Here is a 14833-nt window from a genome sequence, read left to right as displayed (position 1 = left end):
CAGGTCTACCAAACCCGAACGCACCGTTCACTTTTTTGCAATCATCCTGCTTGCGTTTATGATTCGCTACTCTGTAGACGATGGCACTACCTAGTAAGCATCCACTAACGTAAAGTGTTAAATATTGAAAATGAGAATGTTTTACCTTACGGTGCTGCCTGCCTAGGCCATGCAATGAGCCCACCTGTGACCGACCTTTCAGACCAACAGCCTCGATTAACCGGCGAAGCCATATCGGCTGGCTACGAGACTCGCCCCGTATTAAAAGGCGTGGATATCGCCATAGCGCAAGGCAAGTTAACGGTGCTTTTAGGGCCTAATGGCAGTGGCAAATCGACGCTTTTAAAAACGCTTGCACGAACGCTTAAGCCTAGCGCCGGCCACGTGTATTTAGATGGTAAGGACATTCACCACAGCAATACGCGAGACGTGGCGAAACGGCTTGGCATACTTCCCCAAGGGCCCATCGCCCCTGAAGGGCTAACCGTTAAACAGTTGGTTGGTATGGGGCGTTTTCCCCATCAGACGCTGTGGCGCCAGGACACTAAGCAGGATGCCGAAGCCATTCGCGAGGCAATGGCTTACACCAACGTTACCGAGTTCGCCGACCGCAACGTGGATGCGCTTTCTGGTGGGCAGCGCCAACGCTGCTGGATTGCCATGGTGCTAGCGCAGAAAACCGATTTAATTCTGCTCGATGAGCCCACCACCTTTCTTGATCTAAAGGTGCAGGTCGATCTTCTAGAGCTGCTATCTCGCCTCGCCCACGAACATGGTCGCACCCTGTTATTAGTGCTTCACGACCTGAACCTGGCCGCCGCCTACGCCGACCATCTAGTCATGATGTGTGATGGCCGCATAGTCACCAGCGGCCCGCCCAGCGAGATCTTTACCGCCGCAAACCTAAAGCGCGTATTTGACCTAGAGGCACGCGTGCTCCACGACCCCGAAAGCGGCAGCCCGGTATGCGTACCGCGCAAGCAACCTGCCCGCGGGCTTGCGCCAATCCAATCGTAAATAGCTGACTATTTGAGCGTCATTGATGCCTGCTAATAACCTGCTAATAAAAGCAACTAAGGGTATTGAAACAGAGAGGAGGGATTACCGGGGCAACTAGAGATTTTGAGCGTTAACAGCCCTAACGGACCTGCTGTTAGCAGTTACTGAAAAGGGGGATGCGGGTTCTGCTAATAATGAGCGGTAAAGCACAGGACGTAAGATGAGCTGCTATTTGAATGAGCTGCTATTTGAAATAGACAAGTATAGAAATGGTGGGCCCAGTCCGACTTGAACGGATGACCAAGTGATTATGAGTTGGTCACTATAGCAGTAAGCTACTGACAAATAAAGAAAAGCAGCCATAATTTGTCGAAAGGTACAGTTGTTTAGAATCAGTAGTTTAGCGAAATTAGAGGATAGCATGTGAAGCTGAGGTGTGTACCTATGGTGTACTTTTACTGAAGGGACCGTTATCACTTGGACAGTGATGTTATGATATTTACTTAAAAAACTAGCCCTTATATTCAAATATTATTTTTATTATTTCTTTTCCATACTTGGCTTCCATTCTTAAAATAAAAGACGGTTCAATGTCTTTTGAGAAACCTAGTATTCCTTGAAGGTAGCTAAGCTCTTCCTTAGCGAGAATTCCTAAAGACGCTTTATGTATCATAGAGCTAATTTTTCTTTTTTTATCTCTTCCAAGCGAAAGCTTTCCTGCATTGTTAATCACGACGCCCGTCAACCTTCGATGTCCTTTTTTCGAAGCATATACAGTTTTATCTTTGTTAACGGAAACACTTGGGTAATCTATTTCGTGTAAATTTTTTTCAATAACATCCAGAATTGAAAAGCTTAGACCTTTAACATTAGTTGAAAATGCCAAGTCATCTGCATACCTGGTATATAACACCTTATTCTCAATACACCAATCGGTTACTTTACTGTCGAAATCATACATCATCGAATTGGAAAGGATCGGCGAAGCGGGTGAACCAACACTTAACGCCAGCTCTCCATCCTTCCCCAATATAGTACATACTCTAGCTATCTGACTAAAGCTTTCTTCGTCAAACTCTATACCACTAAATTTACAGCTTTTTAAATGCTTTTCGATATCTTCTTTCTTAATTGATGGAAAAAAATTCTTAAAGTCGAATTTAGCCATATATTTATTTCTGGCGTGAACCGCGGCATTTTTTTTGACGCTGCTTCCTTTTCGATAAGCCATGGCACAGTCATGAACTGGCAACTCCATAAATATGCTGCCAGTAAGCCAGTGCATAATAAACTTAGTCTCTCTGGCTGGTTGAGATATAATTCTAAAACCGCCGGTTGCCTTTTTAATACCATACGTTTTATAAGCATGAGGAGCTCTAGCAATTAAGCGTGAGGATTCATAAGAATTAATAGCAAGCTCTTTTCTTAGCAGTGCCTGAAAAACTGACTCAGCCATTATTGCTCTCCCAGGACTTAATAACCCTATCCCTATGCCTATGCTTTTTTTCTTTTATGTATAATTCTTTACATCTCATGGAAATTCTTAAATCATCGAAGTGAAAATTATCGTCTGCTCCAAATCTAATTCTACTAAACTGATGACTAGCTCTTAAGTAAAAGGAAGAGTCACTATATCTTTTATTTATTATAATCCTAAACCTCTCTAATAAAAAAAGCTTTCTTCTAAGCAAATCTCTTTTCATTTTTATTCCTAAGGCATCAAGATAACTCAATATATCAGATTCCTTTAGAGCAACAAAAAATTTAATCAACTCAACAATAAGAGTAATTATATGAGAATCGTTATTAACATTAAACACATGCTGTGAACGAGTTCTTGTTAATTGTTCATTAATATCATCAATAGCATCTTGGACTGTACTTGCTTCAATTTTTTCAGGCTGATTAGAATCCCAAGGATAAACCCTTGCCTTAATGCCAGAGCTTTGCTCAATATGCCTGAGCACGCCAAGATTTATAAAAGAATCTAAAGAACTAAACGCTTCAGAATTAATCGCACATACTTTTCCCTTTAAGTCTGGCATCTGCGAAAAAGCTCCAAGCTCTGCAAACGCTCCCTCGCTTTCAAGAATCACCACAATTAAATTACAAATAGCACCAAGCTCTTTTTCAAAATCAAGCAAATCGTAAAATACGCCATCATCTTTCCAGTCAGTAATTTCCTCTGGACGAAAGAACTCATACCTCGGCTGTGGTGTATGAATAGTTAAAGCATGGCGAAAAGAGATAGCTAATTGAGAATCAGCTACTCTCCCACCACAAAGAAGGACAATAGGAAAAACTGAAGGAGAAAAACGTGTTTTTTTAAGGTCGATTTCTGCTAGAACATCTAAATGATAGTCTTCTGCAGTTTGGTTTAACTCAACCATAGAGAATCAAACCTTAAGAAGAGTTTCATATTGCAAAAAACTAACAAAGTTAGAGAGAGATATTGAAGTTAAAAGAACGAAAAGCTGGGTAAATTTCCTGTTTTTTTTAAATAAAAAATCATTACATTTATCCTCAGCTATGTCTTTATTGATTTTAGAAAAAGCTCTTTACCTAAGACGGCCGCAGATGGCTTCTGCGGATCGGAATGAGCTTGCGATTGTAGATCCGCAGAAGTCATCTGCGGGCATAAATGCAAGCAATTTTTTGAGTCTGGCTAAACGCCCGACTAAGCTTACAGCAATACATGTAAGCCTAAAACGCTAAAGAGCATTATAAAATTAGCACACAACATCCTCTAATGTCAACAACATAATCAAATTCACAATGTGGGCAGCTGAACTTGCAGGCATGATTTATGCGACTAGTCGCTTCATCTTCAGAATAGGCACAACAAACCTCTGAGATAAAAAGAAAGTAGATATATAAAGGTAGTAACTAATAGATATATACACGACTTCTAGGAAACTCCTCCAAAATCAGAAATCAGAAATCAGAAATCAGAAATCAGAAATCAGAAATCAGAAATCAGAAATCAGAAATCAGAAATCAGAAATCAGAAATCAGAAATCAGAAATCAGAAATCAGAAATCAGAAATCAGAAATCAACTAGCAACTAGCAACTAGCAACTAAAAATAACTTTTTATGTGAAATAAGAAAAATAGAAGTTTTTATCAATTTGAATAACTTCTTATTCCGAAATATTTTTCCCATTCCTATTATCACCCATTACGTAACATTTAACTGCTAGAGCACCCACCTTATATCAATGGGAATCAGAAATGGTGATATATTATGTTGATACAAAATAAGTACTATAACGCCTCTCCCCCTTTCCTTAAGCAGGAATATAAGGTCGAGCCCACCAGGGCGAGTAAGTTACAGTTAAATGCTGTGCCGATGCTTGCGGCGGTATAGTATTTACAGATCCTGCCCGCTTCAACCAATGCACAATAAGGACACTTTAACCGCATAGTCAGTGTATCAAGTACACTATTTATGGATTATTGTCTTTGTGTCGCTGATTACACAGATTGTGCGACGTCACCCCCTCTTCAGTAGCAACCGAGTTTAGAGTCAGACGTTACTTTATCGTTTTTGATAGCCAACTGCTCAGCCTAAGCAGAAGGAGTTAATCCGCCCAGTCCCTTCTTTGGCCTTTCCTCGTTGTATTCCCGTCGCCACGCTTTGGCGGCATTAGGACGGCCCAGTGGCTTACGCTCAGACATGAGAACCTTCTTGCGCTTGCACCGTTTCACCTGCAATCGAGCCGCGGCATAGAGGCGCTCGACGCGCTTATGATTGACCCGTTCACCGGCTTGACGCAGCTTCAGATAGATCATGCCAGCGCCATAACGACGATGCCGATGGGCCAGTTCACGCAGTGCCTCATTGCGATCAGGGGCCGCTTGATAGCGCAACGCGCTGGCACTCATACAGATGACACGGAGCGCACGGCGCTCACTCAAACCACGCGAGACCATGAAACGCACCATCTCGCGGCGTGCAGGGACGCTTACCACTTTTTTCTCAGCGCCTCGCGAGTGACCTCCATCTCCAGTAGTGATTCGGCGAGTAGCTTCTTTAATCGCGTATTTTCGGTTTCGAGTTCTTTGAGTCGCTTGGCGTAAGGTCCGCTCATTCCGCCGAACTTGCTGCGCCAAAGATAATAACTGGCTTCTGAGAAACCATTCCGACGGCATAGCTCCTTGATGGGCAGTCCCGCTTCGGCTTCGCCCAGGAAACCAATGATCTGTTCTTCGCTGAAACGCTTCTTCATGTCCAATCTCCTTACGCATAGGATCGGACTCTAAAGTGTAGCGCTACTCAATCAGGGGGGGGGACGTCGCAGTGCGGCGTGCCCAATCTTGGGCGTCACGTTTGGTGCGGAAGGTCTTTGCGATGGTTGGCCAACCCGACTTGCGGATGACGGCTTTCCAGGTTGCAGAAGGGGTCTTGACGATGGTGGCCACAAAAAAGCTCCAGGGTCTGAAAGATCGGCACTGTACCGAAACTGTACCCTTGGACTAGGGGACTCACCAGAGATAATTGCTAGTTACTGATTTAAATGGTGGGCCCAGTCCGACTTGAACGGACGACCAAGGGATTATGAGTCCCCTGCTCTAACCAACTGAGCTATAGGCCCGAAAAGCGTGCATATCATAGCGAATGTGACGGGTTGAGGCTAGCCCCATTGCGCTATCTTCATGCTGCTGTGGCACTTTATACGGTTTGGGGGGTCTTGTGGGTAGTGTTTAATCATTTGAGTGGCTCTTAATTTTGCGGGTAGCTCAACGTACTTGTGGACAGTTTTTATGCGGAGGCGCGCTGTGAAAGCATTGATTGCTCTATTTCCTTTATTGTTAGCCCTACCGGTACACGCTGATTGGCAGCTTGATCCTGCTCAGTCTCAGGTACAGGCGTCGATTACTCAGCTAAACGGCGCAGCGCCGCAAACGCATCACCACCAAATACGCGACCTACAGGGCACTGTATCCAGCGACGGTACGCTGCGGCTGCCATTAAAGCTGAGCCAAACGGATGTACTTGAGCGCTTTAGCGAACTGCCGCCTTGGATTGGCTTGCTGGCAAACACCACATTGGTCACGCTGGTGGCGCAAATGCCCCCTGAGCAGCTAGACAATTTGGACATTGGCGAATCCCTGGTCGAGACCCTGGAGTTTAGGGTTGAATCCGATATGGTTAATCAGCAGGAGTCGGTGCCGCTGCGCTTTACCCGCGAAGGCCTGAATGAAATACGCGTTACTCACGCTGAACCGATGGCCATAGATGGTAAGGTTCTAATGGAAAACAGCACGGTGCGTACCGTGCTGTCGATGCTGGGTTATCAAGAAATTGATGAGAACGTGCCGGTGACGCTTAACGCGCTGTTAGTGAATCGATAACGATGACACAAAGCGTTTAAGACCTTAGCACTTCTACATCTCCCGCCAGAGCCTCGCCGGTTTGTACGCGCCACTGAGCGGCATAGTGCCCGTTGGTGGCAAGCAAACTGGCGTGGCTGCCCCGCTCAGCGACACGGCCTTTCTCGATTACCACGATTTCATCAGCGTGAACGATGGTAGAAAGCCGGTGGGCAATCATAATCACCGTACGCCCATGAGCAATGCGCTTTAGGGAACGCTGGATGGCCGCTTCGGTTTCGTTGTCCACTGCACTAGTGGCTTCATCCAACACCAAGATCGGCGGGTCTTTAAGCAGTGCCCGCGCGAGTGAAAGCCGTTGGCGCTGGCCGCCAGAAAGCAGCACTCCGCGCTCCCCAACGGGTGTATCTAGCCCCTGAGGCAATGTTTCGATAAAGCTCCAAGCCTCGGCGGTTTTGGCCGCGTCGATAATCTCGGCTTCATCGGCCTGCGGCTTGCCATAGGTGATATTGTCTCGAATACTGCCTTCAAAGAGATACACGTCCTGGCTGACTAAGCCAATGGACTGGCGCAGTGACTTCATACTCACGTCAATAATAGGTTGGCCGTCGATCAGTACGCGTCCGGCTTCTGGGTCGTAAAAACGTAGCAGCAGCTTGATCAGCGTCGATTTACCCGACCCAGTGGCCCCCACCAGCGCCAGGGTATTGCCGGCGGGCACATGCAGATCAATTCCATCAACGCCCACGCGGCTGGTCGCGTAATGAAAACTCACATTTTCAATCGTGACGTCGCCACGCACCGGCTGGGTGAGCGGAGTGGTGCTGGCATCTTTAACCGTGATGGGCACTTCGAGCAGGTCAAGAATCCGGCGTGTGCTGGCCATGGCGCGCTCAAACAGGTCGATCACCTGGGCCAGGCCGGTTAGCGGCCAAAGCAGCCGCTGGGTCAGAAAGACCAGCACGCCATACGCACCGACGTTCAGAGAGCCGTTGAGCGCCATCATGCCACCCACGGTAAAGGTGGCCAGAAAGCCCGCTAGAATCGCCATACGAATCACCGGAATAAACGCTGAGCTGACCTTAATCGCCCGGCGGTTAGCCTCGACATACGCTTCGCTGGCTTGGCGCAGACGTTCCGCTTCGCGGTCTTCACTGGTAAAGCTTTTGATCGTCGCAATGCCGCTAAGGTTGTTAGACAGCCGGCTGGCTAGGTCACCCACCTTCTCACGCACATCGCTATAAAGCGGCCCGGCTTTACGCTGGAAGAAGAACGCGCCCCAGATAATTAGCGGAATAGGCGTAAAGGCTAACAGTGCAATCAGCGGCGAAAGCACAAAGAACACCGCGCCCACCGCCACCACGGTGACGACCACCTGAATAAGCGCATTGGCACCTCCATCTAGAAAACGCTCAAGCTGGTTAACGTCGTCGTTCATGGTGGCCACAAGCTGGCCTGAGTTTTTCGATTCGAAGAACGCCATATCGAGCCGCTGGGCATGCTCGTAGGTGTCTTGGCGCATATCCGCCTGCAGGCGCTGGGCTAAGTTGCGCCAGAGGATTTGAAACAAATACTCAAACAGCGACTCCCCTGCCCAAATAACAAAAGTCAGTATCGCCAGCATGGTGATCTGCTGGTGAGGCGTCTCAAAGCCCAGGCTCGCCACAAAGCTTTGCTCTTGGTTCACCACCACATCAATGGCGACACCAATCAAAATCTCTGGCGCAATATCAAACAGCTTGTTGATAACTGAACAGGTGGTCGCGGCAATAATGCGCCGCCGATAGCCTTTGGCGTAGCGCAGCAGCCGAACTAAAGCCTGAAAACTGTGTGCAGGGGAGGACACAAGTGTTCCTTATTTGAGATTGTTAGCGTGCGGTTAAAGCGACGAGACAACCACTTAACTGACAGCCTATTAAACCGTCGCAGGCGAGCGCCGCACATTGGCCAACAGGGGGCTTCCGGTCGCGGGATCAGTTATTAGCGTGCATTCTACTTGATAAAGCGTGCGAACTAACTCTGGTGTCACCACTGAAGCGGGCGGCCCTTGCGCGATTATCTGCCCTTCCCGCATGGCCACTAGATGATCAGCATAGCGGCACGCGCTGGCAAGATCATGCAGCACCATCACGACGGTGCGGCCGTGATGGGCGAGCTCTTTTACCAGTTCGAAGACTTCGATTTGATGACCAAGATCCAATGCAGACGTGGGCTCATCTAACAGCAATAGCGGCGTTTGCTGAGCGATGGTCATGGCAATCCAGGCACGCTGGCGCTGGCCGCCGGAAAGCGCCTCAATGGGCCGATCAGCCAGATCTTCTAGCCCTGCCGCTTCAAGCGCATGCTGCACAACGCGCTGGTCTTCTGCCGACCACTGGCGCAGCCAGCCTTGATGCGGCTGGCGGCCAAAGCGTATTAGCTCGGTCACGGTTAAGCCTTCCGGCGCGACGGCTTCCTGAGGCAGCAGCGCCAGCTGAGTGGCCAGCTGGCGAGAAGGCAATCGCTGAATATCCTCACCGTTCAACAATACGCAACCGCCATCGGGCTTATGCAGGCGAGCCAGCCCCGCCAGCAATGTTGACTTACCACAGCCGTTCGGCCCGACAATGGCCGTTACCTTTGCGCTAGGCAAGTGTATATCCAGACCATCAATGACCCGCCGCGCGCCGTAGCCCATGCTCAGCGCATCGGTAGCTAGCGTCGGCGGCGTTTCAAAATTGTTCATGCGTGACTCCGTTGCGGCCGCATCAAAATCCATAAAAGCCAGGGGCCGCCAATAATAGCGGTGACAATACCTACCGGAAGCTCAATCGGCGCCAGCAGGGTGCGCCCCATTAAATCGGCCAGCACCATCACCAGGGCACCGGCAAGCGTTGCCGCGACCACCGGCACATGGCGTGGGGTAGAAAGCGCGCGCGCAATTTCAGGCCCGATCAACCCCACCATGCCAACCGGCCCGGCAACGGCAACGGCAAGCGCCGTTAATACCACCGATAACAGCAGTATTTGGATACGTCTTACTTTGGCGTTCACCCCAAGCCCGTTAGCCGTCGCTTCGGAAAAACGTAGGATCGTCAGCGAGCGGGCTAACGCCAGTGCCGTCACAAAACCCACCGCTAGGCCGACGCCCAATAGGTGAACGGAACCACCTGAACGCGCATTCAGTGACCCGACCGTCCACGGGTAAGCGGCATTGGCGGTATCAATCGCGACCCGCGCCAGCAGCAGCTGCGTGATCGCCCCGAAAACAGCGCCAACACCGATACCGGCGACGATAAAGCGATAACCCTGAGTACCGCTCCCCGCCGCGAGTCCAAATGTCAGCACCGCGGCGGTCACCGCACCGGTCAAGGCCATGGTCGAAGGTGCTATAGAGACACTCATACCCACAATCGAGGCTACCGCAAACGCCGTGGCACCGTTATCAATGCCAATAATGCCCGGCGTCGCCAGGCGATTACGGGCCAGTGTCTGCATAAGAATACCGGCCAGGGCGAATGCCCCGCCGGTCAGGCAAGCCGCGACCAAGCGCGGCAGGCGCAACTCCTGAACCATAAATCCAGTCATCATGTCGCCCTGCCCCGCCAGCGCCATGATCACCTCACGAGGCATAAGCGTCAGGCTGCCAAGGGACAGGTAGGCAATAGCGGCGAATACTAACGCGACCATCAGTGCACTGTTGACCCAAACGGCGCGGCGTTCAATCAGAACACTGGCACCATTAGCTCGGCGCTCGCCCCACCGCCAGTAGCCGGTAGGCGGCTTAACGGATTCATCGTCATTCGAGGCTATTTTCATCGTGGGCGCGATAGACACCAGCGCAGCGGCGCTATTTTTCCTGAGTTTTCTGAGATCAGATTTCAACCAGCGTGGCCTCATAAAAAAACTCATAAAAAAGCTCATAACGTAGGCAGGCGGCGGGCACGCACGGCGGCGATCAGCACCGGCGCGCCGCAGAGTGCCGTAAGAACCCCCAGCGGAAGCTCAGAAGGCGCTACGACCACACGCGAAATAATATCAGCCGTTAGAATAATCAAAGGGCCAATCGGCAAGCAAAACCACAGCGTGCGGCGAATATCAGGCCCGGCAAAAGCACGGGCGATAAAAGGTACCACCAATCCAACGAAGATAATGGGTCCGGCAATCGCCGTTGCCGCCCCCACCAGCAGCGCCACGCAAAGTACCACCAAAGCGCGGATGAGCTGAGGATGATGTCCAAGCCCCGACGCCATACGCTCACCAAGCGCCAGCGCCGAAAGCGGACGCGCAATGAGGGCTATCAATACGCTACACACCACCGCCGATGGCAACACGGCCAACAGGTCTTCCAAACGGCGTCCTGCCAAGCTGCCAATCACCCAAAAGCGCACCTCATCGGCCGAGCGCTGATCAAATAGCAGCATTAACGAGGTCATGGCCCCGAGCAATGCTGAAAAAGCAGCCCCTGCAAGTACCAGGCGAATGGGATCATTGCCGACCCCGCGCCAGCGAGCAACGCCTAATACGCACATGCAACCGATCAGCGCCCCCAGCTGCGCCACTGAAATGCGCAGCGTTGCCGCACTGGCTCCCAGCACCAACGCTAGCGCCACGGCAAAAGCGGCGCCAGCGCTGACACCCAGCAAGCCAGGTTCGGCAAGGGGATTGCGGGCCACCGCTTGTAAAAGTGCCCCCGAAACGCCCAGCGCCATGCCCACCGCAATACCGATTAATGTACGCGGCGCACGCAGCTCCCAGACCACGAAATACGCCTCGCTGTCCTCGCCGCCCAGCAGCATCGAGAGTGCTTGAGACGGCGAAACGTTGCCCGCCCCTACCAGTAAACTAACGAGACTCACCGCCACAAGGGCGGTGAGTAGGCATAACAATAGCGTGCGCTGATTAAGGCGTTTCGCACGCGCGAAGACTTTCATGGCCATTCCTTCACGAGCGTATCTGTATACCAAAGACGTTTATAACAAGAATCTTTGCACCGAAAACTGTTGTGCCACGCATATTGTTACCCAGCGCTTCAATAGCAAGAGCGCTGGTAGCAAGAGGACCTAAGGCAACAACGCCTCTTCGATATCGTCCAAAATGGCTTGGGCGGCTAACGGGCCAGAGGCGCTGCTCCAAACCTGGCCATTAACAGGCACCACGTGACCTTGCTGGACAACGTTGAGACGCGTAAAGGCGCTGCTTTGCTCAGCGGCATCCAGTGCCTGCTGGCCTTCGTCGTTAAGCGTGGCGAGAAACAGCCAGTCGCCGTCGATCATAGACAGGTTTTCAAGGCTCAGAATATCGCTATGCGCACTGCCTTCTTTAACTAGCCCTTCGTCTTCTACGCTGATACCGGTCGAAGCCAGCACACCGGTTGCAAACAGTTCAGACGACATCACCATGGGCCCTGCGGGCATCCAGCGAGCCAAGTAGGCCGTACCGCTCACCTGGGCTTCGCTTAGGCGCTGGTTAAGCTCAGCCGCACGCTGCTCAACGCTTTCAAGCGCTTCATCCACCTCGGCTTCTTTACCCAGGGCCTGCCCATAAAGGCGTGACTCGGCCTTCCAGTTTTCACGCGACAGGCCGTTTGATTCAGGCACAACGGTGGGCGCAATGCGCGAAAGCAATCGATACTGCTCTTCGGGAAGCTGCGGGGTAGCCAGAATGAGATCCGGCTGTAAGCGAAGCACCGCTTCAATATTGGTTTCGCGCGCAACGCCCACCATTTCCAACTGGCGAGTATCAATATGTTCACTCATATAGGTCGCCACCTCATTGCCGCCCCGCGTGGCGATCGCACCAATCGGCGTCACTCCAACCGCGACCGAGGCGTCCAAGGCACCTTCGTAAAGTGTCACCACGCGCGCCGGTGAATCAGGCACCTCCACTTTACCAAAGGCGGTATCCAGCTCACGCGCTTGGGCATTGGCGATAAGGCTCGTGAATAGCACACCTGTTAAACCATGACGCAGTACCGAACGCAGCATTGAGGTCCCCTACTTTTAAATATCGCTATAAATTGATTGGCAAATAACAATCCAGATAGCGAATAGTAACGATTCTCAAAATCACTTGCACTACTATTTCCCTGAATGCCATGTTCCATATTTGGCAACAGCGTTAGTCGCGCCAAAGTTGCAATTTACGCAACGCATCGTTCCATACTTTTGCGTCGCAAATGGGAACTTTTCTTCTTAGAATCCAAACCCTATTTGATAATAAATATCATTAGCAAGCAAATCGTATTATCACGGGGTTCGTCATGCAACAATTTACTCGCCTTACATTAACCAGTGCCATCGCACTTGCCGCTATCTCCTCAGCCGCTTATGGCCAAGAAACCGCTCAGCTCAATAATATGGTGGTAACGGCTGCTGGCTATGAGCAATCGGTAAATAGTGCGCCAGCCAGTATTTCGGTTATATCTCGTGAAGAGCTGGAGCTTAAGCAGTTTTCCAACATTGCCGAAGCGATTGCTGATGTTCCTGGTGTTGATGTGCGCTCGGGAACAGGTAAAACCGGCGGGTTAAATATTTCCATTCGCGGCATGCCCAGCGAATACACGCTGATTTTGATTGATGGACGCCGCCAGAACACATCGGGCAGTGTCACGCCAAACGGGTTCGGTGAAACCTCGACCGGCTTTATGCCCCCGCTCTCGGCTATTGAGCGCATTGAGGTAATTCGCGGGCCGATGTCGACACTCTACGGCTCCGACGCCATGGGCGGGGTAGTCAACATTATTACTCGCCGCATAGGCGAGGACTGGGCTGGCTCGGTGACGGTCGAAAATACCTTTCAAGAAGACCGCGATGCCGGCAATAGCTCCGCGATCAATCTCTATACGTCAGGCCCATTGGTTAAGGACACGCTTGGATTGCAGCTGCGCGGCCGTTTGTTTGACCGCGACCGTTCAGAACGCATGATTGAAAACAGCGCCGGGCGTGACCCACGCCCGTCTGAAGCACGTATTTACTCCATTGGCGGCCGCTTAAACTTAACGCCAGATGAAAACAACGAATTATGGGTCGATGCCGAGCGCGCTCGCCAAACCTATTCAAACGACGATAATCGCTTAGGCACTCAGGACGGCACCGACCGCAGAGGCAACCCTTCTCCAGGCACCTTTAATGGCTATAAGGATGAGCTGCGTTTTAACCGTGACCAGATTGCTATTGGCCACACGGGGCGCTATGCGCCGGGCACTTGGGAAAGCAGCATTACCCATAGCACTACCGAAACCTTTGGTCGTACCCTACCCGCCGGTAGCGCCCCAGACTTTGGTTACGAGGCCCAAGGCGGCGAAGATCGCATCCTTGAAAACCGCGACATTATTGTCGATACCAAGTTTGTTGCCCCCATCGGCGATCATATGGCCACCATTGGCGGGCAGTATATTGACGCCGAACTAGAGGATGGAACAGCAGGCGATATCACCTTCGAACAAACCAGCTGGGCACTGTTTGCCGAAGACGAGTGGCTGCTGCGAGATGATCTTGCCCTGACAGTCGGCGGGCGCTATGAACATCACGATGCCTTTGGCGGCCACTTTAGCCCGCGCGGCTACCTTGTATGGAGCACAACGCCCAACTGGACGCTGAAAGGCGGCGTGAGCCGCGGCTATAAGACGCCATCACTCAACGACCTTCACGATGGTATCAATGGCTTTGGCGGCCAAGGCACCACGGTCAATCTCGGCTCCCCTGATCTAGAGCCGGAAAAAAGCACCAACTACGAAATCGGTGCTATTTACGACAACCAAAGCGGTTTTGCCACCAGTGCTACCGTTTTCTATAACCGCTTTACCGACCGGATCGCCAGCGCGGCAGACCTGCCCAACTGTCAGTTCGTGAGTAACGGCGAAACCCCAAATGCAGGGCTTGCTAATTGCTTAAGCGTGGGTAACTTTACGCAGCAAGAAAGCTTTGGCCAATTAACCAATATTGACGAAGCTGAAACGCGTGGCGTAGAGCTTACCGCCAGCTACCAAATTGCGCCGGCTTGGCGTGTTAGCGGCGGCTATACCTTTACAGATTCTGAAATCACCTCCGGCGACAACGAAGGAATGGTGCTCACTAATACGCCTGACCACAAACTCACCGCAGACCTAACCTGGGCCATTAATGACCGCTGGAGCACCACCTTAGAAGGAGAGTATTACTCCTCCCGGGAGCGCTTCTCTGCAGGCCTTCCGACCTCCGGCGAGACGCTGTCACTCTACGAGCAGCTAGGCAATAAACTGAATGGCTATGAGCTGTTCAACCTGCGTAGCTCTTATCGTGTGTCTGACAGCGTGCGGTTAACCGGCACTATTTATAATCTGTTTGATAAAGATTTCACCAGCTCCGATACCTTCGAGCATAACGGTGAAACGTTGCGGGCCTACAACTTTAGCCAAACGGGCCGCTCTACCGACGGCGTTGCCCTAGATGGCCGCAGCCTCTGGGTCTCGGCTACCTACGAGTTCTAACCCGTTCCTACTTGCTACTGTTTCAATGCTGACTTGATGCCCCGGCCTTCG

General features: G+C 51.1%; 10 protein-coding genes, 1 tRNA gene and 1 pseudogene. 3 read left to right on the top strand and 9 right to left on the bottom strand.

Features of this window, described 5'->3' with window-relative positions:
- Nucleotides 1-186: 186 nt before the first annotated feature.
- Nucleotides 187-1017 carry an ABC transporter ATP-binding protein gene (locus ACT3TF_RS01550; protein ID WP_444671433.1) on the top strand — a complete coding sequence of 277 codons (831 nt, stop codon included), beginning with the start codon at nt 187-189 and terminating at the stop codon, nt 1015-1017.
- Nucleotides 1018-1510: 493 nt separating this feature from the next.
- Here ACT3TF_RS01550 and ACT3TF_RS01545 read toward each other — a convergent pair whose 3' ends face one another.
- The 4 genes and pseudogenes from ACT3TF_RS01545 to ACT3TF_RS01530 form a co-directional block, all read right to left on the bottom strand.
- Nucleotides 1511-2455, bottom strand: a complete 945-nt coding sequence (locus ACT3TF_RS01545) for a retron St85 family RNA-directed DNA polymerase (RefSeq protein ID WP_444671432.1) — start codon at nt 2453-2455, stop codon at nt 1511-1513.
- Entirely contained in the window at nt 2448-3389 is a 942-nt protein-coding gene (locus ACT3TF_RS01540; RefSeq protein WP_444671430.1) for a retron St85 family effector protein, read from the bottom strand. Before ACT3TF_RS01540 ends, ACT3TF_RS01545 begins: the two co-directional genes overlap by 8 nt.
- A 1204-nt stretch (nt 3390-4593) precedes the next feature.
- Nucleotides 4594-5228 (bottom strand): annotated as a pseudogene (locus tag ACT3TF_RS01535) (transposase); the annotation flags it as partial.
- A 289-nt stretch (nt 5229-5517) separates the two neighbouring features.
- A tRNA-Ile gene (locus ACT3TF_RS01530) sits at nt 5518-5594 on the bottom strand.
- 184 nt (nt 5595-5778) lie between these two features.
- Between ACT3TF_RS01530 and ACT3TF_RS01525 the strand changes: the two genes are divergently transcribed.
- Entirely contained in the window at nt 5779-6354 is a 576-nt protein-coding gene (locus ACT3TF_RS01525) for a hypothetical protein (protein ID WP_255249092.1), read from the top strand.
- A gap of 16 nt (nt 6355-6370) precedes the next feature.
- Here the strand turns inward: ACT3TF_RS01525 and ACT3TF_RS01520 are convergent, their stop codons facing one another.
- From ACT3TF_RS01520 to ACT3TF_RS01500, 5 genes are all read right to left on the bottom strand, one after another.
- Complete coding sequence (locus ACT3TF_RS01520) at nt 6371-8179, bottom strand: ABC transporter ATP-binding protein (protein ID WP_444671429.1); 1809 nt, start codon at nt 8177-8179, stop codon at nt 6371-6373.
- A gap of 69 nt (nt 8180-8248) precedes the next feature.
- A complete protein-coding gene (locus ACT3TF_RS01515) occupies nt 8249-9058 on the bottom strand; it encodes an ABC transporter ATP-binding protein (protein ID WP_444671428.1) in 810 nt (269 codons plus the stop codon).
- Nucleotides 9055-10131 carry a FecCD family ABC transporter permease gene (locus tag ACT3TF_RS01510; RefSeq protein WP_444671565.1) on the bottom strand — a complete coding sequence of 359 codons (1077 nt, stop codon included), beginning with the start codon at nt 10129-10131 and terminating at the stop codon, nt 9055-9057. The genes ACT3TF_RS01515 and ACT3TF_RS01510 overlap by 4 nt, the downstream gene beginning before the upstream one ends.
- Nucleotides 10132-10232: 101 nt before the next feature.
- Complete coding sequence (locus ACT3TF_RS01505; protein WP_444671427.1) at nt 10233-11246, bottom strand: FecCD family ABC transporter permease; 1014 nt, start codon at nt 11244-11246, stop codon at nt 10233-10235.
- A 129-nt stretch (nt 11247-11375) separates the two neighbouring features.
- Nucleotides 11376-12299, bottom strand: coding sequence for an ABC transporter substrate-binding protein (locus tag ACT3TF_RS01500; protein WP_444671426.1), 924 nt, complete (start codon nt 12297-12299; stop codon nt 11376-11378).
- Between the two features lie 275 nt (nt 12300-12574).
- On the opposite strand from ACT3TF_RS01500, the gene ACT3TF_RS01495 reads away from it, so the two are divergent.
- Entirely contained in the window at nt 12575-14782 is a 2208-nt protein-coding gene (locus ACT3TF_RS01495; protein WP_444671425.1) for a TonB-dependent receptor domain-containing protein, read from the top strand.
- Nucleotides 14783-14833: the final 51 nt, after the last annotated feature.

It is taken from the genome of Halomonas sp. AOP25-F1-15 (genome assembly GCF_052378675.1).
In the GTDB taxonomy this organism is placed as follows: Bacteria; Pseudomonadota; Gammaproteobacteria; order Pseudomonadales; family Halomonadaceae; genus Vreelandella; species Vreelandella casei.
This window is presented reverse-complemented; position numbering and strand designations above follow the sequence as displayed.